Here is a 19,015-nt window from a genome sequence, read left to right on the forward strand (position 1 = left end):
GCGATTCCGAATCCGGCGGGGTCGAGCTCCGACGCACGCCCTCCTTCGCATCACTTATGCCGGTCGCGTGCGGGCAATCGTTCATGGATATACAGGAGTACATGGACGACTTCACGGCGCGCGACTGGCCCCAGGCGGACGAGGGGACGGTTCGGTTCGCGATGGTCGGACTCGGCTGGTGGACGATGGAGTTCGCCATCCCCGCAACCGAGGTCCTCGACCACCTGGAGACGACCGTCGTCGTCTCCTCGACGACCGAGAAGGCCGAAGGCGTCGCCGACGAGCACGAGTCCATCGAGCACGGACTCACCTACGACGAGTTCCAGAACGGTGAGGCGACCGACGCCTACGACGCCGTCTACATCGCCACGCCCAACGCCCTGCACCTCCCCTACGTGGAGGCGGCCGCCGAGTTCGACAAGGACGTCCTCTGCGAGAAACCCCTCGAAGCCAGCACCGAGCGCGCCGAGAAGCTCGTCGAGGCCGCCGAAGGCGTGACCCTGGGCGTCGAGTACCGGATGCACGTCCAGCCCGCCGTCCGCACGATGCGCGAGCTCGTCGACGCCGGCTTCATCGGCGACGTGGCGATGGTCCACGGCAACATGTCTCAGCCCCTGCTGGACATCAACGACAACTACGACCAGTGGCGGCTCGACCCCGACATGGCCGGCCCCGGCGCCTCGGTCACCGACCTCGGCGTCTACTCCATCAACACGACGCGGTTCGTCATCGACGAGGACCCCGTCGCCGTCACCGCGACGGACTGGTCCGGTCACGAGGCCTTCGACGACGTACCGGACGAGCGGGCCGCCTTCACCGTCGAGTTCCCCGACGGCGTCGTCGCCGCCTGCACGGCCAGCCAGAACACTCAGGAGACCAGCAACCTCCGCATCATCGGCACCGAGGGCGAGCTTCTGCTCGAAGACGCCTTCCTCTCCGGCGACCGCGAGCTGACGATCACCCGCGGCGAGACCACCATCACCACCGAGTTCGACGGCATCGAGGAGACCCGTCGCTCGCTGGAGTACTTCGGCGACCACCTGCTGACCGGCACGGACATCCACGGCGACGGCGAGCACGGCATCGTCGACCAGCGCGCCATCGACGCCGTCTACGAGGCCGCCGAGTCCGGCGAACGCGTCGAGCTGTAGCGGCCACTCGAACCGTTCTTTCTGCGCCCGTTCTTTCGTTGCGGACGCTCAGTGCAGTCTGAGGTTGTTGCATTTGGGGTAGCGGTGCGGTTGCGGTGCTGTGCGGTCGGCGCGTGCTGTCGAGCGTGCCCGCCTCGTGGCGGGCCGCTCGAAACAGTCGCGCGAGGGATGAGAAGCGCAGCCCGCGAGCATCGCAAGAGGCTGGGGAGGTGTGAGGCCGTCTGCGGTTGCTGTTGTGGTCGCGGTGCGGTCCTGGTGGACTGAAAGGGCGAGGCGCGCTCGCGCCGGTAGTCGTCTGAGCGGGCACTATCCGCGCGGGCTGTGCGGAGAGCGCGGATATCCCGTCTCAGCGACCGCGAGCGCGGCGAGGGCTTTCATCGCTTGCTGTTCTCTGCGGCCGAGACGGCAGCTAGCGAGCGCGGCGAGGGCGTTCATCGCTCACCGTCGACTGCGGTCGCTGTGGTCCGCGTTTCTTTCACGAGACAATTTCTTGGAACTCGCGCTCAACGAGCACGCATACTGAGCGGACGCGTCTTCCGAGGCTGTCGAACGCGTAGCGGCGCCACACGAATAGCCGAGACGAACGCGATAACAACAGTTCGAAGCAGGAGTGGGGCGACCGGGTGGAGGGCGGTCGCCCCCGTGTCAGAGGCACAGGTGGATCGGTTGGCGGGCGATGCGACGGTGGCGCAGTCGGAGGGCGGCGTGGGGAGGGCCGAAGCGTCAGCGGGTGGGGACCTGACAGGGCGACGCGGGACCCGTCGCACCCACCGAACTGCGCGCATCTACTGGTAGCCGGGACGGGTATGTAATTTCTATCTCGGTACCATCTGTTGTATCGAGACTATCGATACTATCGATACACTATCGACGAAACGAACCGTTGGGTCACGGGTAGCTACAGCCGGCGCGGCCGCGTCGACGACTCAGAGCTTGTGGCGGAAGGCGTGGAGGACGTTCTGGCCGGTGTCGGTCAGGCGGATCTGTTTCTGTCGGCCGACGCGCTCGACTTCGATGTAGCCGTCGTCGACGAGCGGGTCGACGATGTTGGCGTTGAGCAGTGCGAACTTCGCCTTGTCGTTGGCGGGGTCGGCGTCGGCGATAAAGGACAGGGCTTCCGACTCGGCGTGTTCGATCAGGTCGGACTTCTTGGCGGTGTAGCTGTCGCTGTTGCGCTCTTCGAGGTAGGCGAGGACGGCGACCTGGTCGCGGGAGACCGCTTCGATGGGGTAAGAGGGAAGCACCACGTCGTCGCGCATGCCCCGCGTTCGCGGGTTCTCCTCGAGGTCGGGGACGTGTTCCTCGGCGCGGACGTAGTAGGCGGTTGCCTCGGTAGCCATGCAGGCGATGGCGCTGCCGATGGCGGCGAGCTTGCCGCCGCTGGAGACGTTGACGCGGACCACGTCCTGCTCGTGGGCGGCGGCGACCGTCGTGACGACCGCGAGCACGTCGTAGAGGTCCGAGAGGTTCGTCTCGCGGAAGCGGATGGTCCGGCCGTCGTCCTCGAGTTCCTCGACGAGCGCCTCCTGGTAGGGAGTCAGCGGGGTGTGTTCCCCGTCGGCGGCGAGGAGGTAGACGGTGTCCGCGTCGTGTTTGCGAAGGGGGCGGAGGATCCGGTCGTGCTCGTATCCGAGCGGCACGACGTGGACTTCGTCGATGGTTCGCATATCCGACAGCGCGGCCGCTCCCGACGAGAACGTTTCGGTGGCAGGCCCGACCGCCGAGTACGCGACTCGGTCCCACACCGCCCGAAGGACCTTGGGACCGCCGACGGTAGTCCCGTCCCATGACGAGCGGTGGACGGAGGGGAACAGGGGCGGACTGGTCGCCGACCCACGAGGTGGTGTGTCCGGGCGACTCCGCCGACGCGGTCGCGGCAGACACGCGTCTGGTCGCCGTCGCCTGCGGGTTCGGCGACGAGGCGCGCCTGACGATGGCGACCGACGACGTGAGCGACCGGAGCCCCCGCACCCAGCGAGTGCTCGACGCGGACCTCGACCGACTCCCCGACGACGCGACCGACGGTACGGACCCCACCTGGCGGGCGCCGCTCCCGGAGGCCACCGACGCGCTGGTGAGCGCGCTGACTGTCGACGAGTCCGGGGCGGACGGCCCACTCGGCGACGCGCGGTGGCGGGTCTGGGACGTGTCGTCGGTCGAGGTCCGCCGCGACGGCCGTCGGATCTACCGGTCGATCCCCCACCACGAGCGGTTCGAACTCGCCGCGACCGGCGCTCCCGGACTGGTCGACGCCGCGTGCGAGCGACTAGACGACTTGCCCTGTGCCGTCGTCCCGACCGGTCCGGTCGCCACCTGGGGCGACGGCGGGGAACTGACACACCGGGGGCTCCGGTTCGAGGGCGGGGCGGGCGCGTCGCTGGCGCACGTCCGCCGAGTCGCAGTCGATCGCGACCGCCGAGCGATCGTCGTCGACTGGATGCCGACGAGCGAGCGCGTCGGCCGGGACCGCTCTCGCGCGATCCGCGCGCTGTTGCGAGCGTTCGTGTGGAGCGTCGAGCGGTTCGGTGGGTCGGACTCGCCACCCCGTCGACTCTCGTTCGCGGACGAGGCGAGCTTCCGGGAGGCGGTCGACGGGTTCGAGACGGTTCGCGACCGCGCGGGATACGACTTCGAAACCGTCGTGGTGTGAGAGATGGCGTCACACTTTACACCCGGACCCGCCTGAGTGGAGACATGGTGAACCTCAGGGACCCCGAGTCGCTCCGCGAGGAGCCGGGCGTCGACTTCCGCGAGCAGGAACAGGTCGTCGACGCCGAGCAGTTCGAGACGGCCGTGGAGGGCGCCGAGAATCAGAGCGGGCTGGTCGTCGTCGCGGTCACGGACGAACAGGACCGGCTCCTGCTGGCAGACTCCGAGTGGGTCGACGGCTGGACGCTCCCGAACGGGCCGGTCGGCGCCGACGAGGACTGGGCGGTCGCCGCCGACCGCTGGGCTGAAGACGAACTGAGCTTCCCCGTCCAGATCGAACGGCCCGAGCTGGCGATCCGTACCGAGACGCGGGCCGAGGGCGGCGAGGAGAGCGTCGTCGGCTACACGGTCGCGTTCACCGCGTCGCTGATCCCCGCGATGGGCGGCCCCGGGGGGATGGGGCCCGGCAGCCCGCCGCCGGGCGTCGGCCCCGACGGGGAAGGCGCCCAAGAAGGCGAGGGGCCACCTGCGGGCGGCGGACCGCCCGGCGGCGGCGGTGGCCCGCCCGGCGGACCCGGCGCCGGTCCCATCGCGTCGAACCCCAACCTTGACTGGTTCGACGGCGTCCCCGACGAGGTGGCGCCGGGCCACGACGCGCTCGTGCAGTACTTCCTGGGCTGAAAAGCGATCTGTGGTTTTCCGACCCGTCTCACCGCGTCGCACATCGATAGTCTTGGATCTTCGAGTTCGACTTCGGCTACGCTTCGTCGAACGAGTCGAAGCGAAGACTCGCCAGTTCGGTCGGCTTAAGCAGCCGGATCGAACAGCGTCTCGCCTTCGACCATGTGGTCTTCGACGGTGTCGAGGTCGAGCGTGACGCCGAGGCCCTTGTCCTCGGGCACTTTCATGTAGCCGTCCTCGATGAGACCGTCCTCCTGGACGAGGTCTTCCCACCAGTCGAGTTCGTAGGAGTGGTACTCGACGGCCAGGGAGTTCGGGACGCTGGCGCCGACGTGGGCGCTGGCGACCGTGCCGACCGGCGAGGAGACGTTGTGCATCGCGACGGGGACGTAGTACTGGTTGGCTACGTCGGCGATCTTGCGGGTCTCGCGCATGCCGCCGATCTTCGGCATGTCCGGCGCCACGATGTCGACGGCCTGGTCCTCGATGAGCCGGCGGTGCTCGGTGACGCGGTAGCGGTTCTCCCCGACCGTGATGGGCGTCGTCGTCGAATCGGTGACCTTCTGCTGGACCTCCAGGTTCTCCGGCGGGACGGGGTCTTCGAGCCACCAGACGTCGTAGTCGTCGATGGCCTCGGCCAGCCGCTCGGCGGAGTTGCCCGAGAACGTCCAGTGGCAGTCGAAGGCCACGTCAGCCCGGTCTTTGACGCGCTCGGTCACCTTCTCGACGATCTCGGCCTTGTGGCGGATCTCGCCCGGGCGGAGGTGGCGGTTGGCGCGGTCTTTCTCGTGACCGGAAGGCACGTCCAGGTCGAACTTCAGGGCGTCGTAGCCGAGTTCCTCGACGACACGCTCGGCCTCGTCGGCGCAGGCGTCGGGGTCGGCCTCCTCCTCGGTGTGGCAGTCGCAGTAGACGCGCATACGGTCGCGGTACTTGCCGCCGAGTAGCTGGTAGGCCGGCACCTCGATGATCTTGCCGGCCAGGTCGTGCAGCGCGACCTCGATCCCCGAGATGGCCGAAACGGTGACGCCCTCGACCGACCCCTCGCCGGACATCTTCTGGATCAGGTGTTCGTACAGGCGGTCGATGTCCAGCGGGTTTTCGCCGATGAGGAACGGCGCCATCCGCTCGATCAGCTCGGGGATGCCGGCGCCCCAGTAGGCCTCACCGGTGCCGACGAGTCCCGCGTCCGTGTAGACCCGAACGAGCGTCCACGGGAAGTTCCCGTCGACCATCGTGGTCTGTACGTCCGTGATCTCGACGTCTCGGCCGCCGCCGCGCTTCGCGTCGGCACCCATCGTCTCCGCCGACAGTTCCCGCATCGTGTACTCCGCGTTCGGGTCGTGGAGGTCTCTGTAGTCTCGTCCCATGCCCCCGGCTACTTGTGGACCCTACTAAAGTGTGGAGGAAACGCCGCCGAAGCGTTCGGCTCTCCGGAACGTTTGGAGTGTCGGGTCGTACTCGCTGAACGGTCTGTCCGTCGACTCGCTTCTCCAGGTCGAGTACGTCGCGACGCGTGCCTGAGGGGAGAACGCGAGGGTCGCCGTGTCAGCCGCTCGACCCGGTGTCACCGGCGTCCTCGATCCGGGTTTCGAGGTCGTCGAGGCGGGCGCGCAGTCGCTGGTACTCCTCGCTGCTCTCGAGTTCGGCCGGGTTCTTCTCGACGCGCAGCGTGGCGACTTTCGCCGAGAGGGCGTGGTACTCCCGGACGACGGCCCGCTTGTCGAGTCGATTGACGGCCTCGGCGACCACGGACTGCAGTTGCGCGCCCTCGACCGGCTTGAGCAGGTAGTCGTCGAAGCCCATGTCGACGATGTCGAACCCGGGGTCGACGGCGGTGACCATCACCACGCCGCAGTCGATGTCTCTGCCCCTGATCCGTTCGAGAACCTCCCGTCCCGAGAGACCGTGCATCCGCCGGTCCAGCAACACCACATCCACGTCTTCGGTCACCTGTTCGAGCGCCGACTCTCCGTCGTACGCGGTCGACACGTCGTAGGACTCGCTGAGTTGACTCGCGTACACGTCCGCGACCGCCTCGTCGTCGTCGACGACCAACACGGTCGCTACCCCCCCTTGGACCATGTATCGCAGTTGGCGGGTACCCGATTTAGGGTTTTATAATAGAATCTGATACGTTCCGCCGTCAGCCGCCCCACTCCTCGCGGTGGGCGTCGCTACAGAAGTGTGTCGTCTCCACCTGGCCGTCGTCGACGCGCGTGACGACCCTGTGGTCGGGGTCCTGTACCAGCGCTGCACCGCAGACGGCGCACGTCGGCGCCTCCTCCTCGGATACGTCTTCGTTGAGATCGGACGTGGGATCCACCATCGTGTCCGAGTGGTGTGTACGGACCCACTTAACCGCATACATCGACGCCGGCCAGAGCCGGAGAGACGACCGCCCGGGACGACCGCCGCGACCGGCGTTCAGGAGCCTCAGCGGTCGCGAGTCACGGACTCGCCGGGCGCACTGGTCGCGCCGGCGGAGAGTTTCACGCCGGGGTCGAGACTCGTGTTGATGCCGGTTTTGACGCCGTCGCCGGCGACGACGCCGAACTTCCGGCGACCGGTAGAGACGCGGTCACCTTTGACCGTGAAGCGCACGTCGCCGCCGTCGTGACGGAGGTTCGCCACCTTCGTCCCCGCGCCGAGGTTCACGTCCCGACCGAGCACGCTGTCGCCGACGTAGTTGTGGTGCGGGACGTGCGTGCCGGCCATGACCACGCTGTTTTTGACCTCGACGGCGTTGCCGACGTAGGTGTCTTCCGCCAGCAGCGTCGCGCCGCGGACGTAGGCGTTCGGCCCGACCTCGGCGCCCTCGCGGATCAGCGCCGGTCCCTCGACGACGACGCCGGCGTCGACGGTCGCCCCGGCCTCGACGACCACGTCGCCGCGCAGCTCCGCCGACTCGTGGACGTCCCCCCGCACGTCCCGGTCGAGCTCGGCGATCTTCCACTCGTTGGCCTCCAGCAGTTCCCAGGGGCGGCCACAGCCCAGCCAGCGCTCGACCTCCACCGTTCGGACCGACCGCTCGGCGATCACCTTCGAGAGCACGTCCGTGATCTCGTGTTCGCCGCGCTCGCTCTTCGGCACGTCGAGCCACTCGCGGGCCTCGGCGGGGAAGCGGTAGGCGCCGACGTTGACCAGATCCGTCGGCGGGTCGCTCGGTTTCTCGACAATACCGGTGACGACCCCGTCGGTCACCTCGAAGACGCCGTAGCTGGTCGGGTCGTCGACGCGATAGGTGCCGACCGCCGGCCCGTCGGCCGAGAGGAGCGCCTCGACGCTCGCGCGGTCGTAGAGGTCGTCGCCGTTGAGCACCGCGAACGGGCCCTCGAGGTACTCGCTCGCGCAGTCGACGGCGTGTGCGGTCCCGAGTTGCTCCGCCTGAACGGCGTATTCGACGGGTGTCCCGCGGTACTCCTCGCCGAAGTACTCCCTGACCGCGTCGGCCTCGTAGCCCACGACGAGGATCAGCTCCGACGCGCCCGCGTCGATGGCGGCGTCGGCGCCGTGGGCGACCAGCGGCCGGTCGGCCACCGGCAGCATCGGCTTGGGCAGCGACTCCGTCAGCGGACGCATCCGGGTTCCCTCCCCGGCGGTCAGCAGGACGACTTGCATGTACGACACCCGTCGCTCGGACGGCTCATAGTGGTACCGCAACGTGAATCGGTGCCACATAACATCCAAGCCGCGATACCGGCGTGTTCGGGCCACTCGGGATAGTCGACGAGAACGATCAATGGTACCGCGACACATACAAAAGCGGGCGCCACGTAGTGGCCTGTCCGAAGACCAATGCCACGATCCGACGACAGTGAGGGGGGAACCGACGAGCGGAACTCCTCGGCCGAGGGGAGTGAGTCAGCGGAGGCGATGGGTGCGCGTCTCCCGGCGTCGGCCGTCGCGGATCTGCGCGCGAGCGGTCGGCGACGTCGAGCGCTCAGCTGTCTCGCCGACTGCGACGGACCGGTCCCGGTGTCGGACCTGGCGCGACTCGTCGTCGCCGCCGAGCGGGGCAAGGGACCGGGAGACGTCTCCGTCGACGTCGCCGAACGAGTCCGCGCCGACCTGTTTCAGCGTCACCTGCCGAAGCTGATCGCGACAGGAGTGGTCAGCTACAACTCGCTGGTCGGGACCGTGGAGCTGGCGAGTGACGACCCGAGACTGCTCGGCGAGGACGGTGACAGCATCGACGACCGGGTCGACGACCCGCCGACACCGGAGTGAAGGGAGGCTGTCCGAACGGAAAGAACAAAACGGGCTGCTTCCTAACCGCGGGTACTGTGACGAACACGCAGGTAACGCACGTCCAGATCGACAACTACGGCCCCTGGACGGTCACCCCCGAACCCCGACGAGAGGTCGACCTTCAGACCCTGCAGTCGCGGCTGTACGCCGACCTCTCGCAACTGATCGGCAACCGCGGCGGCTACGTCTTCTTCTCGCGGTTCGACAACATGATCGCTGTCACGAACGGGCTCGACGAGGACGACCACGCGCTCGTTCAGGAGTCCGTCGGCAACCGCTACCCGGTCACGATGAGCCTGAGCGTCGCCACCGGGACGACCCCCGCCGAGGCGCTCGGAACCGCGACCGAGGCGCTCCAGGAGGCCGGGAGCGCCCAGGACAAGTCCCGGCGGGAGATCCTGCGCGGCCGGACCATCGACGAGGAGTTCCGGACCGCCGAGGATCTGCAGATCGCACACTTCGACGTGAACGACGCGACGGGCAAGTACACCGACCAGCTCAACGAGTTCGACACGTTCATCCGGATCGAACAGGGGTACGCCGAACTCATGCGCTACATGCGCCGCGCCTACGACTCACTCTCCTTTTTCGTCGGCGGCGACAACGTCATCGCCGTCTGTTCCGAGATGGACGCCGCCGAGTACCAGGACGCGGTCGACCACGTCCGCGAGGCGGTCGACGTGGAACTCAAGGTCGGTGTCGGTCGCGGGCGCGTCGCCCAGGACGCGGGCATGGCCGCCAAACACGCCCTCGAAGAGTGTCGCGCGACCGGCGAGGACGTACACGTCGACTGGGCGACCGGCGAGACCGACCCCTCGGCGTGAACGGTCCGTCGCCCTCCGCTCGACCGACGAATTTGGCCGGAAAAGTACGGTGCGTGCCGTCTTAAGCGTGGTGCAGGTAGCTTTTAGACGCAGTGTGGTAAACGTCCGCACATGGAACCAGACGCGAGCGTTCGGGAGGTGATGGACCGCGAGTTCGTCGGGGTCAGCGAGGCGGACGACCTCGAGGAGACGGCGGAGCTGATGCTCGAAGCGGGGACAGACAGCGCCGTCGTCCTGCGGGGGAGCGACCCGGTCGGCGTCGTCACCGAGCGAGACGCGCTCGCGGCGTTCGTCGACGCCGGGGAGGGCTCGCCCAGCGTCTCCGAAGCGATGACCGACGCCCTGCCGACCGTCTCGCCGGAGATGACCATCGCCGAGGCGGCCGACGAACTGTCGGCGGGGCCGACCCAGCGGGTACTCGTCTCCGACGGGGACGAGCCCCTCGGCGTGTTGACCGAGCGGGACCTGTTGACCGCCTCGCCGTTCGTCCGGACGGCCGACGGCGCCGTGATGGCCGAACGCGAGCGGGCGGTCGTCGGCGTCACCGACGGAGTGGGCGAACCGAACCCCGAGTCCGCGGGCACGCGTCGGACCGACGAGTCGCGCTTCGAGGACCAGTCGCTGTGCGAGGCCTGCGGGTCGCTCTCGCGAGAGCTCTCGCCGTTCAACGGACAGCTACTCTGTCCAGACTGTCGGGACATCTGACCGCGCTGCTCCACGACCGTCCGCTTCACGACCAGCCGCCTCACGACCGCGTTCGGAGTCCACGCATGGAGGCCGGTGAGTAAGCACCCATTACGTGATCTAAATCTGGTACGATAGACGAATCCGTATCGGATAGTCGGTATCGATCGATTCTCGAAAGCTGTACGGGCGCGTCCCGGCGTTCGTATTTCGATGGGAACGTGACAGGTCGTGGGACAGCTTTATAGTGACTGGTTGACAAGGAACGTGAGAAGATGTCTCGCAAGATACGGCGACGGAAGATACTGAAGGGACTCGGTGTCGCGGGCGTCGCGGGGCTGGCCGGGTGCGCGCAGGCGGGCGAGGACACGCCGACCGAAGAGGACGTCGGGGGCGATGGGGGCGACGGCGGTGACGGGGGCGACGGTGAGGACATGTCGACCGCGTCGCCGACCGCCGAGCCCACGGACGGTGACACGGAGACCGAGGGCGACGGCGGTGGCGGGGTCGAGTCGCGGACGATCAGGTTGGGGATCCTGATGGGCGTGACCGGGCAGCTCTCGGACCTGGGGCCGCCGATCCGACAGGCCGCGGAGTTGGCGGCCGACTACGTGGACGAGGAGAGCGACACGTTCACGATCGACTACCAGTTCGAGGACACCGCGACGGACCCCAACACGGGGATCTCCGCCGCCGAGTCGCTCGTCTCGGCGGGGTATCCGATGATCGCCGGCGCACTGTCCTCGACGGTGACCATCCAGACGGCCAACAACGTCGCGGTCCCGAACGGCGTCGTCGAGTGCTCGCCCGCCAGTACGTCGCCGGCGATCACGGACCTGGAGGACAACGGCTACCTCTACCGGACGACCCCGACCGACGCGCTCCAGTCCCAGGTGATGACCCAGATCGGCCGCGAGCGCCTGGAGGCGTCGACGACGTCGACGCTCGCGCTGAACAACGACTACGGGCAGGGGCTGGCCGACGCCTACGTCTCCGCCTGGGAGGAGGCCGGCGGGACCGTCCAGCAGGAGGTCAGCTTCGAGCCCGGAGCGTCCTCCTACACCTCTCAGCTGAGTTCCGCGCTGCAGGACCAGCCGGATCTCCTGATGATCGTCGGGTACCCCGATAGCGGCGTTCGGATCTTCCGCGATTTCTACAACGACTACTCCCAGGACTTCTGCGACATCATCGTCCCGGACGGCCTCCAAAGCGGGAGCCTCCCGGGCAACGTCGGCAACTCCATGCGCAACGTCTGGGGGACCGCCCCGACTTCGACCGGCCCGGGTCGGGACACGTTCGACTCGCTCTACCAGGAAGCGTACGACAGCAACCCCGCAGAGAGCCCGTTCACCGGCCAGTCGTTCGACGCCGTCGCCGTGCTCGCGCTCGCCAACGCCGCCGCCGGCGAGAACAGCGGCGAGGCGATCCGCGACCAGATGAGCGCCGTCGCCAACGAGGGCGGCGAGACGGTGACGCCGGAGAACCTCGCCGAAGGCCTGGAGATGGCCGCCAGTGGCACCGAGATCAACTACCAGGGCGCCTCCAGCGCCGTCGAGTTCGACGACGTGGGCGACATCGCCGCCGCCACCTACCAGTTCTACCGCTACCAGGAGGGCGGCTTCGAGGTCATCGAGAACATCGACTACTCGGCCTGAGGCGGCGGTTCGGGGGTTCGCTTTCCCCGCTCGCTCACCCGCCGAGGAACTGCTGGCGAACGCTCTCGTCGGCCAGCAAGGCGTCGCCGTCGTCGACGAATCGGTTCTCGCCCTGCACGAGGACGTAGCCGCGGTCACAGCGACGCAGCGCCTCTTTGGCGTTCTGCTCGACCATCAGGATCGCCGTCCCGCCCTCGTTGATGGCGTCGATGCGGTCGAACAGGTCGTCGACCAGATCCGGCGCCAGCCCCGCGGAGGGCTCGTCGAGCAGGAGTAGGTCGGGGTCGAGCATCAGCGCCCGGCCCATCGCGAGCATCTGCTGCTGGCCGCCCGACAGCGTGCCGGCGCGCTGGTCCTCGCGCTCTTCGAGGATCGGGAAGCGGTCGTAGACCGCTGCCAGCGCCTCGTCGGGGAACTCCGCGCGGATGTACGCGCCCATCTCCAGGTTCTCGCGGACCGAGAGGCCCGCGAAGACGTTCTCGTTCTGGGGGACGTACCCCAGCCCGTGGTGGACCATCGACTCCGGCGCCTCGTCGGTGATGTCGGTGCCGTCGAAGGTGATCGTCCCGTCGAACACGCGGGTGAGCCCGAACACGGATTTCATGACCGTCGACTTCCCCGCGCCGTTCGGGCCGACGATGGTGACGTACTCGCCGTCGCCCACGTCCAGGTCCACGTCGGTCAGGATCTGCAGGTCGCCGTAGCCCGCGTCGAGGTTCCGGACCGCGAGCAGCGGGTCGTCGAGCGACGACGCGTCCGCCGCGCTGGTCGCCTCGGCGTCGCTCACAGGTCCTCACCCAGGTAGGCGTCGATGACGCGTTCGTTCGATCTGATCTCCGCGGGCGGCCCCTCGGCGAGGACCTGCCCCTGGTGCATGACGACGACGCGTTCGCAGTGTTCCATGATGAGGTCCATGTCGTGTTCGACCAGCAGGAAGGTCAGCCCCTCCTCCCGCAGCTGGTGAACGCGGTCGAGCAGCTTCTCCTCCAGCGTCGGGTTGACGCCGGCGAACGGTTCGTCCAACAGCATCATCGACGGGTCGACCATCAGCGCCCGGGCGAGTTCGAGCAGTTTCCGCTGACCGCCGCTGAGGTTGCCCGCGTACTCCTCGGCGAGGTGGTCGATCTCGAACAGCTCCAGCGTGTCCCACACCCGCTCGCGCAGTTCCCGCTCCTCCTCGCGGACCCGTCCGCGGAGGCCGGGCGTGACCGCGTCGACCAGGTTCTCGCCCGACTGGCCCCGCGGGGCGAGCATCAGGTTCTCGAGCACGGTCATCTCCTCCAGTTCGCGGGCGATCTGGAACGTCCGCACGAGCCCCTCGTCGGCGATCGCGGCCGTCCGAGCGCCGGTGATCTCCCGTCCTTCGAAAGTGACCCGTCCACCGTCGGGGTCGTGAACCCCCGTGATCAGGTCGAACGTGGTCGATTTACCCGCGCCGTTCGGGCCGATGAGGCCCGTCAGCGTCCCCCGCTCGACGGCGAAGCTCACCCCGTCGACGGCGTCGATACCACCGAAGCGCTTGGCGAGGCCGTCGACGACCAGCGAGGCGTCGGCCGGGTCGAGGCCGTCGCGCTCGGCGCCGTCGGGCGTCGTCGATTCGGGGCCATCGACGTCCGCGGCGGCCACGGCGTGGTCCGGTTCGGCCGCGGCGGACGGTTCGGTCGTCTCGGCCGCTTCGGCGGCCGGCGCGTCGTCACTCATCGTCGTCGTCCCCCTGTGGCGGCCGACGGGGCTCGTCGGCGGTCCGGTCCACGGCCGCGGGTCCACCGCCGTCGGCCGCCGGTCGCGGCCCGTTCGACCCAGGCCGGCTGCCGTGGTCGGAGAGCAGCACGCTCGCGGCGACCTCCTTTCGATGGCCGAGCAGGCCGGTCGGTCGCCGCTGCATCAGGACGACCAGGACGACGCCGAGGAGGACGAACCGCAGCGGCGGGACGTTCTGGAGCGTGTAGGCGAACAGCGGGCCGAAATCCAGCGACCCGATCGGCGCGAGGGCACCCGCGATGGTGGTCGGCGCGTCGCCGCTGACGAAGTACTTCGTGAAGATCCCGGCGACGCGCTGGGGCCCCTGGAAGAGGAGGCTGGCGAACAGCGCGCCGCCGAGGACGCTCCCCGTGTTCGAGCCCGCGCCGCCGATCATCAGCGCGATGAAGATGTAGAACGTCTGGATCGGCATGAACGTCGTCGCCGTCGGGTCGGTGTAGCCCTTCTGGGTCTCCCAGAGGATCCCACCGAGACCCATCAGCGCGCAGCCGACCATGAACACCTTCACCTTGAACAGCCGGGTGTCCTTGCCCAGCGAGTTGGCGACGAGTTCGTCCTCGCGGATGGCCTTCAGGACTCGACCGAACGGGGAGTTGCCGATCCGGCGGAGCAGCCAGTAGAACAGCCCGACGAAGACGAGCAAGACCACCGTGTACGCGAGCGAGACGACGACGGTCTCCCTGACGCCCGCGGCGCCGAACGCCGAGATGACGGCGTCGCCCAGCGCCGTCCGACTCCCGCTGGCGGGGTTGGTCGGGTTCGTGTAGAACAGCGACTTGACGGGGATCGTCGGGTTGATCGGGATGTTGATCCCGCGACCGGCGCCGGTACCCAGCGGGATGTCGGGGAGGACGGGAACGTTCGCGAACAGCGTGAACTGCTGGAACGTCGTCGACAGTAGGGTGAGGCGGACGATCTCGGAGAACGCGACGGTGACGATCGCGAGGTAGTCCGCCCGCAGGCGCAGCGCCGGCAGCGAGATGACGGCGCCGGCGATCGCGGCCATCAGCATCCCGCCGACGACACCGACCCACAGCGGGAGGCCCAGACCCGGCGGCGTTCCGCCGGTCGGAGCCGTGATCGCGGCGAAGGTGTAGACGCCGACGGCCATGAAGCCCGCGACGCCGATGTTGAACAGGCCGGCGTACCCCCAGTGGAGGTTCAACGCGAGGACGAGCATCGCGTACAGCGCCGTCCAGAAGGTGACCGCCTGGAGCGCGGCGACGACGCCGCCGACGCCCTGTGGCGGGCCGAGAATCGCGAAGATCGTGAACAGCACGTAGATGCCGCCCATCACCAGCGCGATCAGGCCGGCGTCGCCCTCCCGTAGTTCCCTGAGGAGGCGGTCGATCACGCTCGCACCGGTAGCGCCACGGCTCTCCGAGTCGCTCATGCGGTCGTCACCCCCCCGAACAACCCGTCCGGCCGTATCACCAGCACGAGGATCATGATCGCGAACGCCGCCGCGGTCGAGAACGACGACGGGATCCACACCAGCGAGACGGACTGGGTGAGCCCGATCAGCAGGCCGCCGACCATCGCGCCGTAGATGGAGCCGATCCCGCCGAGGATGACCGCGGCGAAGATGAGGAGGAGCAGCACCCAGCCGAGATTGTACGACAGCGTCCCGCGTTCGAGCGCCATCAGGTAGCCCGCGGCGCCGGCGAGGCCGCCACCGATGACCCACGTCGCGCGGACGACGCGTTCGGTCGGGATGCCGGAGACCCGCGCCAGGTCCTCGTTGTCGGCCATCGCCCGCATCGCCTTCCCGAGTTTTGTCCGCTGGAGCGCGAGGTGGAGCGCGACCATCAGCGCCAGCGACGTGACGACGAGCGTCGCCTCGGCGCTCGTGACCGAGAGGATCTCGGCGGTGTAGCTCCCGAAGTCGGGGCCCGGGAGTTCGACGTAGAACGCGTCGCTCGGGACGTTGCCGTTGGCGGCGAGGATGACCGTCGAACGCTCGGTCGCCAGTGCGAGCGTCCCGCTCACGCTCGCGAAGACGAGCTTCGACCCGCCGGCGGTCAGCCCGCGGTTGGTCGGCCCGAAGAAGAAGACGATCAGGTATCGCAGCGCCAGCGCGACGCCGATGCTCGCGATCAGGACGGCGATCCCGCTCTGGTCGCGCATCGGCCGGAAGACGACCCGGTCGAGGACCAGCGAGAGCGCGATGGTCGCGACCACCGCGACGACGAGCCCGGCGAACACCGCCAGGGGGTTGCCCAGCGCGTTGACCGACAGCTCCGCCGCGCTCGGGCCCTCGGGACCGAACCCGAGCGTCCCGAGGTAGAGGACGTTGCCGTCGAGCAGGCCCGATCCCAGCCCGGCCAGCAGCCACGCGACGGCCCAGCCGGCGAACGCGCCGGTCGTGATGTAGTCGCCGTGGGCGAAGTTCGCGAAGCTCAGGATGCTGTAGGTCATCGACAAGCCGATCCCGGCCAGCCCGATCCCCAGCCCGACCACGACGCCGTTCCAGACGAGCGTGATCAGCCGGCTCGCGGCCAGCGTCCCTCCAAAGAGTTTCACCGACCCGACCGCCACCTCGACTCCGAGGACCTTCAGCAGGAGGTCGACGCAGAGGCCGACGACGAACAGCCCGAACAGCGCCGTCTTCGGCCGTTCAGCGACTTCTACCCGCAGGTCGGCGACCCGCTCAGCGGTCGCCATGGCTCCACTCTGATGCCTCCCACCCGACCGTTCGACGCTCGGTCGTCTCGCATCCGTGCGCCGAATCCGTCCCCGCGACCACTCGCCTCCCCCTCGACCACTGGCACCGGATCGTGTGATTTGCAAACATGCCTTACAGGCAGTGGAGACGCCGGAGGGGTAAAACTCTTCGACGCCCGCCGGCCGAAAGGCTTAGTCGGAGCCGGGCGTCACACCGGCCACCGGATGGAGATCGAACTCGCCACGGTGGCCCAGGCCGAGCGCGTCACCGACCTGTGGGTCGACCTCGCCGAGGAGCAGACCCAGCACGACTCGCACGTCCTCGCCGAGCGCAACAGGGGGTCGGTCGCCGACGAGCTGGCTCGCCACGCCGTCACCGACCGCCTCGTCGTCGCCACCGAGGCCGGCGACGTCGTCGGGTTCGTGATGTTCACGCTCGACCGCGGCAGCTACGAGATGGACCTGACCCAGGGCGTCGTCGAGAACCTCTACGTCGTCCCCGAACGGCGTGGGGAGGGGATCGGCAGCGAGCTGCTCGCGACCGCAGAGGGGCGACTGGACGAACTGGGTGCGGACACGGTCACTCTGGAGGCGATGGCGGACAACCTCGCCGCCCGGCGGTTCTACCGTCGCCACGGTTACGACACCCACCGCGTCAAACTGGAGAAACCACTGGAAACCGATACCCACTCAAAGGAGGGCCGGTAACGCTCACCTGCGCCAGGGGAGCTTGGGCGGTTCAAGCACTCGACTTGTAATCGAGATTCCCGGGGTTCGAATCCCTGCCCTGGCTCTACTCGCCGTCGTTCGCTTCGACTAGTTCGAACTCGACCGAGACCACCTTCTCGGCGGTTCAGAGGGCGATGTAGTGCGTCTCGACGCGCGCGAACGACTCGGACTCCTCGCAGACGGTCGTCTCGTCGTATCGAGTGCCGTCGACGAGCGGGACGGCACGCGGTTCGGTGTCGCTCATCGGTAGCGGAGACTCGGATCTGAGCGGTCCAGACGACTCAGGCGCCCTCTTCGAGCGGATTGTACGCGCCGTTGATGTCCCACTCGTGGAGACAGAAGGGGTCGCCGGCGAGGCGCTCGCCGTCCCGCTCGACGACGGTCCAGGTGCCCGACTCGTCGTTCCAGACGTCGGTTCGACCGCAGCGCTCGCACTCGCGCTCCCGCGGGGGGACGATAGTTGTCATACGGCACTCTCCGTCGTGGGGGGTAATTAATCTCGCGGGCTCGACTCGTAGGCGGGGCGCAAGCACTCGACGACCGTTGACCCCCGTCCACGACCGTCCCCACGGCGAGTCGCGCCGGATCCTCGATGTGCGAACGGACATTCGTTCGGAGATAATATCACTAGAAGATCCTTGAAGCAACACTTTTTGTGACGAATGTTCACATATATCGTATGCACAGCAAAGATCCGTACACGGCGACGAAATCCCGGTACGAGTGCGTGGAGTGTCTGCACAGGGAGACGACCGACGGGACGCTCGGGGCCTGTCCGGAGTGTGGCGGACGCGTGAAGAACGTGGCAGTGCCGCGGGAGTGACGAGCGCGAAGGGGGTGAGCGGACCCGACGAAGTCGGGGCTACTCGCCGAAGTCGGGGAGGTCGTCGGGCGCCTCGTACTCGGTCTCCCACTCGATGTATTCCTCTTTGAGCACGTCACAGACCTCCTGACCGAGTTCGGTTAGACCGGCGTTGATCGCCGAGACGGTGCCCCACGAATCGAGGTCGGGGTGGATGTCCATCCGTTTCCAGTCTTCGGGGAGTCCAGGCGCGTGGTAGCCGACGCGCTCGGCGTACGAATCCCAGAAGAAGTCGAACCGCTCCATCAGGTCCAGATCGACGACGATCCGGTAGTCCTCGGCGTTCATCCCCGTGTCCTCGGCCCACGTCTCGAACGCGCGGTCCCAGGCGCCCTCGCGGAGGTAGTCCTCGATCTCCTCGCGGCGGTAGTCGGTGTCGTCGACGACCTGGGCGTCCTCGTACTCGTTGGGGTCGATGGTCTCCAGTTCCGGCGGGTCCGGCGGGTCCACGTCGAGGGGCATGAGCGGAGATAGGCGGGGTCGGCGGATAAGTTCACGTGTCCCGACCGCCGACTCAGTGGGCACTCTCCTTGTCGTCGCCGTCGATGGCGTCGGCGCGGAGCCGTTCGCCCTCCTCGGAGTCGACGGTGAGTTCGGGGACTTCGACGGGCTCTCGGTCGTCGTCGATGGCGACGTAGACGGAGTACGATTCGGTGGTGAGCTCGCGCTCGCCCGACCGGGGGTCCTCGCGGAAGACGCGCAGGCGGACGCGGACGCTGGAGCGACCGGTCTCGTAGACGTAGGCTTCGACGAGCGCGGTCTCGCCGACGGGGATCGGCTGTAGGAAGTCGACCTGGTCCATCCGGGCGGTGACGCAGTCGCGGCCGGCGAACCGCATCGCCGACATGGCCCCCACTTCGTCCATCCACTTGAGCACGTTCCCGCCGTGGGTGGTCCCCAGGGAGTTGGCGTGGTTGGGCTGAACCATCCAGCGGTTCTCCAGGAACGTATCCATCAGGTCTGGCATCGACGGCGGTTGGACGAGCGAGCCCATATGGCTGACCGTTCGGGCAGTCCGCGCCAGCGGGACGCGCGGACACGTGGGTCGGCTCTGGTCCGCGTCTTCGAGAGCGCTCACGTCGCCCGGAACCCAGGGGGATTTAT

21 protein-coding genes and 1 tRNA gene are annotated in these 19,015 nt (G+C 68.1%); 10 read left to right on the forward strand and 12 right to left on the reverse strand.

Annotated features, from left to right (window positions below; translation table 11 throughout):
* Window positions 1-83 precede the first annotated feature (83 nt).
* Complete coding sequence (gene gfo6 / locus I7X12_RS19515; protein ID WP_232342932.1) at window positions 84-1,151, forward strand: D-xylose 1-dehydrogenase Gfo6; 1,068 nt, start codon at window positions 84-86, stop codon at window positions 1,149-1,151.
* 926 nt (window positions 1,152-2,077) lie between these two features.
* On the opposite strand, the gene I7X12_RS19520 is transcribed toward gfo6, so the two are convergent.
* Window positions 2,078-2,818, reverse strand: coding sequence for an HFX_2341 family transcriptional regulator domain-containing protein (locus tag I7X12_RS19520; protein ID WP_198061674.1), 741 nt, complete (start codon window positions 2,816-2,818; stop codon window positions 2,078-2,080).
* 119 nt (window positions 2,819-2,937) lie between these two features.
* Here I7X12_RS19520 and I7X12_RS19525 point away from each other — a divergent pair, with 119 nt between their 5' ends.
* Together I7X12_RS19525 and I7X12_RS19530 are read left to right on the forward strand one after the other, a co-directional pair.
* Window positions 2,938-3,801 carry a hypothetical protein gene (locus tag I7X12_RS19525; protein WP_198061675.1) on the forward strand — a complete coding sequence of 288 codons (864 nt, stop codon included), beginning with the start codon at window positions 2,938-2,940 and terminating at the stop codon, window positions 3,799-3,801.
* Between the two features lie 44 nt (window positions 3,802-3,845).
* A complete protein-coding gene (locus I7X12_RS19530; RefSeq protein WP_198061676.1) occupies window positions 3,846-4,481 on the forward strand; it encodes an NUDIX hydrolase in 636 nt (211 codons plus the stop codon).
* 125 nt (window positions 4,482-4,606) lie between these two features.
* Here the strand turns inward: I7X12_RS19530 and I7X12_RS19535 are convergent, their stop codons facing one another.
* From I7X12_RS19535 to glmU, 4 genes are all read right to left on the reverse strand, one after another.
* Window positions 4,607-5,851 (reverse strand): mandelate racemase/muconate lactonizing enzyme family protein, encoded by a 1,245-nt coding sequence (locus I7X12_RS19535; protein ID WP_198061677.1) that lies wholly within the window; start codon window positions 5,849-5,851, stop codon window positions 4,607-4,609.
* A 178-nt stretch (window positions 5,852-6,029) separates the two neighbouring features.
* Complete coding sequence (locus I7X12_RS19540) at window positions 6,030-6,566, reverse strand: response regulator transcription factor (RefSeq protein WP_232342934.1); 537 nt, start codon at window positions 6,564-6,566, stop codon at window positions 6,030-6,032.
* 61 nt (window positions 6,567-6,627) lie between these two features.
* A complete protein-coding gene (locus I7X12_RS19545) occupies window positions 6,628-6,810 on the reverse strand; it encodes a DUF7576 family protein (protein WP_198061678.1) in 183 nt (60 codons plus the stop codon).
* A gap of 107 nt (window positions 6,811-6,917) precedes the next feature.
* Window positions 6,918-8,102, reverse strand: coding sequence for a bifunctional sugar-1-phosphate nucleotidylyltransferase/acetyltransferase (gene glmU / locus I7X12_RS19550; protein ID WP_198061679.1), 1,185 nt, complete (start codon window positions 8,100-8,102; stop codon window positions 6,918-6,920).
* Between the two features lie 177 nt (window positions 8,103-8,279).
* Here glmU and I7X12_RS20655 point away from each other — a divergent pair, with 177 nt between their 5' ends.
* The 4 genes from I7X12_RS20655 (at window position 8,280) to I7X12_RS19570 (ending at window position 11,895) form a co-directional block, all read left to right on the forward strand.
* Window positions 8,280-8,711 (forward strand): DUF7344 domain-containing protein, encoded by a 432-nt coding sequence (locus I7X12_RS20655; RefSeq protein ID WP_232342936.1) that lies wholly within the window; start codon window positions 8,280-8,282, stop codon window positions 8,709-8,711.
* Between the two features lie 56 nt (window positions 8,712-8,767).
* Complete coding sequence (locus I7X12_RS19560; protein WP_198061680.1) at window positions 8,768-9,556, forward strand: GTP cyclohydrolase III; 789 nt, start codon at window positions 8,768-8,770, stop codon at window positions 9,554-9,556.
* 111 nt (window positions 9,557-9,667) lie between these two features.
* Window positions 9,668-10,261 (forward strand): CBS domain-containing protein, encoded by a 594-nt coding sequence (locus tag I7X12_RS19565; protein WP_198061681.1) that lies wholly within the window; start codon window positions 9,668-9,670, stop codon window positions 10,259-10,261.
* A 254-nt stretch (window positions 10,262-10,515) separates the two neighbouring features.
* Entirely contained in the window at window positions 10,516-11,895 is a 1,380-nt protein-coding gene (locus I7X12_RS19570; RefSeq protein WP_198061682.1) for an ABC transporter substrate-binding protein, read from the forward strand.
* A 34-nt stretch (window positions 11,896-11,929) separates the two neighbouring features.
* Here the strand turns inward: I7X12_RS19570 and I7X12_RS19575 are convergent, their stop codons facing one another.
* Genes I7X12_RS19575 through I7X12_RS19590 form a run of 4 tightly spaced genes read right to left on the reverse strand, consistent with a single transcriptional unit; the run spans window position 11,930 to window position 16,320 of the window.
* Window positions 11,930-12,682, reverse strand: a complete 753-nt coding sequence (locus tag I7X12_RS19575; RefSeq protein ID WP_198061683.1) for an ABC transporter ATP-binding protein — start codon at window positions 12,680-12,682, stop codon at window positions 11,930-11,932.
* Window positions 12,679-13,596 (reverse strand): ABC transporter ATP-binding protein, encoded by a 918-nt coding sequence (locus I7X12_RS19580; protein ID WP_198061684.1) that lies wholly within the window; start codon window positions 13,594-13,596, stop codon window positions 12,679-12,681. The genes I7X12_RS19575 and I7X12_RS19580 overlap by 4 nt, the downstream gene beginning before the upstream one ends.
* Entirely contained in the window at window positions 13,589-15,049 is a 1,461-nt protein-coding gene (locus tag I7X12_RS19585) for a branched-chain amino acid ABC transporter permease (protein ID WP_198061685.1), read from the reverse strand. The genes I7X12_RS19580 and I7X12_RS19585 overlap by 8 nt, the downstream gene beginning before the upstream one ends.
* A complete protein-coding gene (locus I7X12_RS19590) occupies window positions 15,046-16,320 on the reverse strand; it encodes a branched-chain amino acid ABC transporter permease (RefSeq protein ID WP_198061686.1) in 1,275 nt (424 codons plus the stop codon). The genes I7X12_RS19585 and I7X12_RS19590 overlap by 4 nt, the downstream gene beginning before the upstream one ends.
* 225 nt (window positions 16,321-16,545) lie before the next feature.
* Here I7X12_RS19590 and I7X12_RS19595 point away from each other — a divergent pair, with 225 nt between their 5' ends.
* A complete protein-coding gene (locus I7X12_RS19595) occupies window positions 16,546-17,028 on the forward strand; it encodes a GNAT family N-acetyltransferase (protein ID WP_198061687.1) in 483 nt (160 codons plus the stop codon).
* An 11-nt stretch (window positions 17,029-17,039) separates the two neighbouring features.
* Window positions 17,040-17,113: transfer RNA gene (locus I7X12_RS19600), tRNA-Thr, on the forward strand.
* Window positions 17,114-17,330: 217 nt separating this feature from the next.
* Here the strand turns inward: I7X12_RS19600 and I7X12_RS19605 are convergent.
* Complete coding sequence (locus I7X12_RS19605) at window positions 17,331-17,516, reverse strand: HEWD family protein (RefSeq protein ID WP_198061688.1); 186 nt, start codon at window positions 17,514-17,516, stop codon at window positions 17,331-17,333.
* 212 nt (window positions 17,517-17,728) lie between these two features.
* Here I7X12_RS19605 and I7X12_RS19610 point away from each other — a divergent pair, with 212 nt between their 5' ends.
* Complete coding sequence (locus tag I7X12_RS19610) at window positions 17,729-17,872, forward strand: rubrerythrin-like domain-containing protein (RefSeq protein ID WP_198061689.1); 144 nt, start codon at window positions 17,729-17,731, stop codon at window positions 17,870-17,872.
* A 39-nt stretch (window positions 17,873-17,911) separates the two neighbouring features.
* Here the strand turns inward: I7X12_RS19610 and I7X12_RS19615 are convergent, their stop codons facing one another.
* The gene (locus I7X12_RS19615) at window positions 17,912-18,373 is read right to left on the reverse strand and encodes a hypothetical protein (RefSeq protein WP_198061690.1); all 462 of its coding nucleotides are present in this window, start codon (window positions 18,371-18,373) and stop codon (window positions 17,912-17,914) included.
* 52 nt (window positions 18,374-18,425) lie between these two features.
* Entirely contained in the window at window positions 18,426-18,878 is a 453-nt protein-coding gene (locus I7X12_RS19620; protein WP_198061691.1) for an acyl-CoA thioesterase, read from the reverse strand.
* Between the last annotated feature and the right edge of the window lie 137 nt (window positions 18,879-19,015).

Source organism: Halosimplex litoreum (genome assembly GCF_016065055.1).
Lineage (GTDB): Archaea > Halobacteriota > Halobacteria > Halobacteriales > Haloarculaceae > Halosimplex > Halosimplex litoreum.

What these genes read in the sequence shown, in the direction of transcription:
- I7X12_RS19535 (WP_198061677.1), bottom strand. Translation starts at nt 5,851, where the DNA reads ATGGGACGAGACTACAGAGACCTCCACGACCCGAACGCGGAGTACACG.
- I7X12_RS20655 (WP_232342936.1), top strand. Translation starts at nt 8,280, where the DNA reads ATGCCACGATCCGACGACAGTGAGGGGGGAACCGACGAGCGGAACTCC.
- I7X12_RS19580 (WP_198061684.1), bottom strand. Translation starts at nt 13,596, where the DNA reads ATGAGTGACGACGCGCCGGCCGCCGAAGCGGCCGAGACGACCGAACCG.
- glmU (WP_198061679.1), bottom strand. Translation starts at nt 8,102, where the DNA reads ATGCAAGTCGTCCTGCTGACCGCCGGGGAGGGAACCCGGATGCGTCCG.
- I7X12_RS19570 (WP_198061682.1), top strand. Translation starts at nt 10,516, where the DNA reads ATGTCTCGCAAGATACGGCGACGGAAGATACTGAAGGGACTCGGTGTC.
- I7X12_RS19525 (WP_198061675.1), top strand. Translation starts at nt 2,938, where the DNA reads ATGACGAGCGGTGGACGGAGGGGAACAGGGGCGGACTGGTCGCCGACC.
- I7X12_RS19595 (WP_198061687.1), top strand. Translation starts at nt 16,546, where the DNA reads ATGGAGATCGAACTCGCCACGGTGGCCCAGGCCGAGCGCGTCACCGAC.
- I7X12_RS19565 (WP_198061681.1), top strand. Translation starts at nt 9,668, where the DNA reads ATGGAACCAGACGCGAGCGTTCGGGAGGTGATGGACCGCGAGTTCGTC.
- I7X12_RS19615 (WP_198061690.1), bottom strand. Translation starts at nt 18,373, where the DNA reads ATGCCCCTCGACGTGGACCCGCCGGACCCGCCGGAACTGGAGACCATC.
- I7X12_RS19545 (WP_198061678.1), bottom strand. Translation starts at nt 6,810, where the DNA reads ATGGTGGATCCCACGTCCGATCTCAACGAAGACGTATCCGAGGAGGAG.
- I7X12_RS19620 (WP_198061691.1), bottom strand. Translation starts at nt 18,878, where the DNA reads ATGCCAGACCTGATGGATACGTTCCTGGAGAACCGCTGGATGGTTCAG.
- I7X12_RS19610 (WP_198061689.1), top strand. Translation starts at nt 17,729, where the DNA reads ATGCACAGCAAAGATCCGTACACGGCGACGAAATCCCGGTACGAGTGC.
- gfo6 (WP_232342932.1), top strand. Translation starts at nt 84, where the DNA reads ATGGATATACAGGAGTACATGGACGACTTCACGGCGCGCGACTGGCCC.
- I7X12_RS19530 (WP_198061676.1), top strand. Translation starts at nt 3,846, where the DNA reads ATGGTGAACCTCAGGGACCCCGAGTCGCTCCGCGAGGAGCCGGGCGTC.
- I7X12_RS19605 (WP_198061688.1), bottom strand. Translation starts at nt 17,516, where the DNA reads ATGACAACTATCGTCCCCCCGCGGGAGCGCGAGTGCGAGCGCTGCGGT.
- I7X12_RS19590 (WP_198061686.1), bottom strand. Translation starts at nt 16,320, where the DNA reads ATGGCGACCGCTGAGCGGGTCGCCGACCTGCGGGTAGAAGTCGCTGAA.
- I7X12_RS19520 (WP_198061674.1), bottom strand. Translation starts at nt 2,818, where the DNA reads ATGCGAACCATCGACGAAGTCCACGTCGTGCCGCTCGGATACGAGCAC.
- I7X12_RS19585 (WP_198061685.1), bottom strand. Translation starts at nt 15,049, where the DNA reads ATGAGCGACTCGGAGAGCCGTGGCGCTACCGGTGCGAGCGTGATCGAC.
- I7X12_RS19540 (WP_232342934.1), bottom strand. Translation starts at nt 6,566, where the DNA reads ATGGTCCAAGGGGGGGTAGCGACCGTGTTGGTCGTCGACGACGACGAG.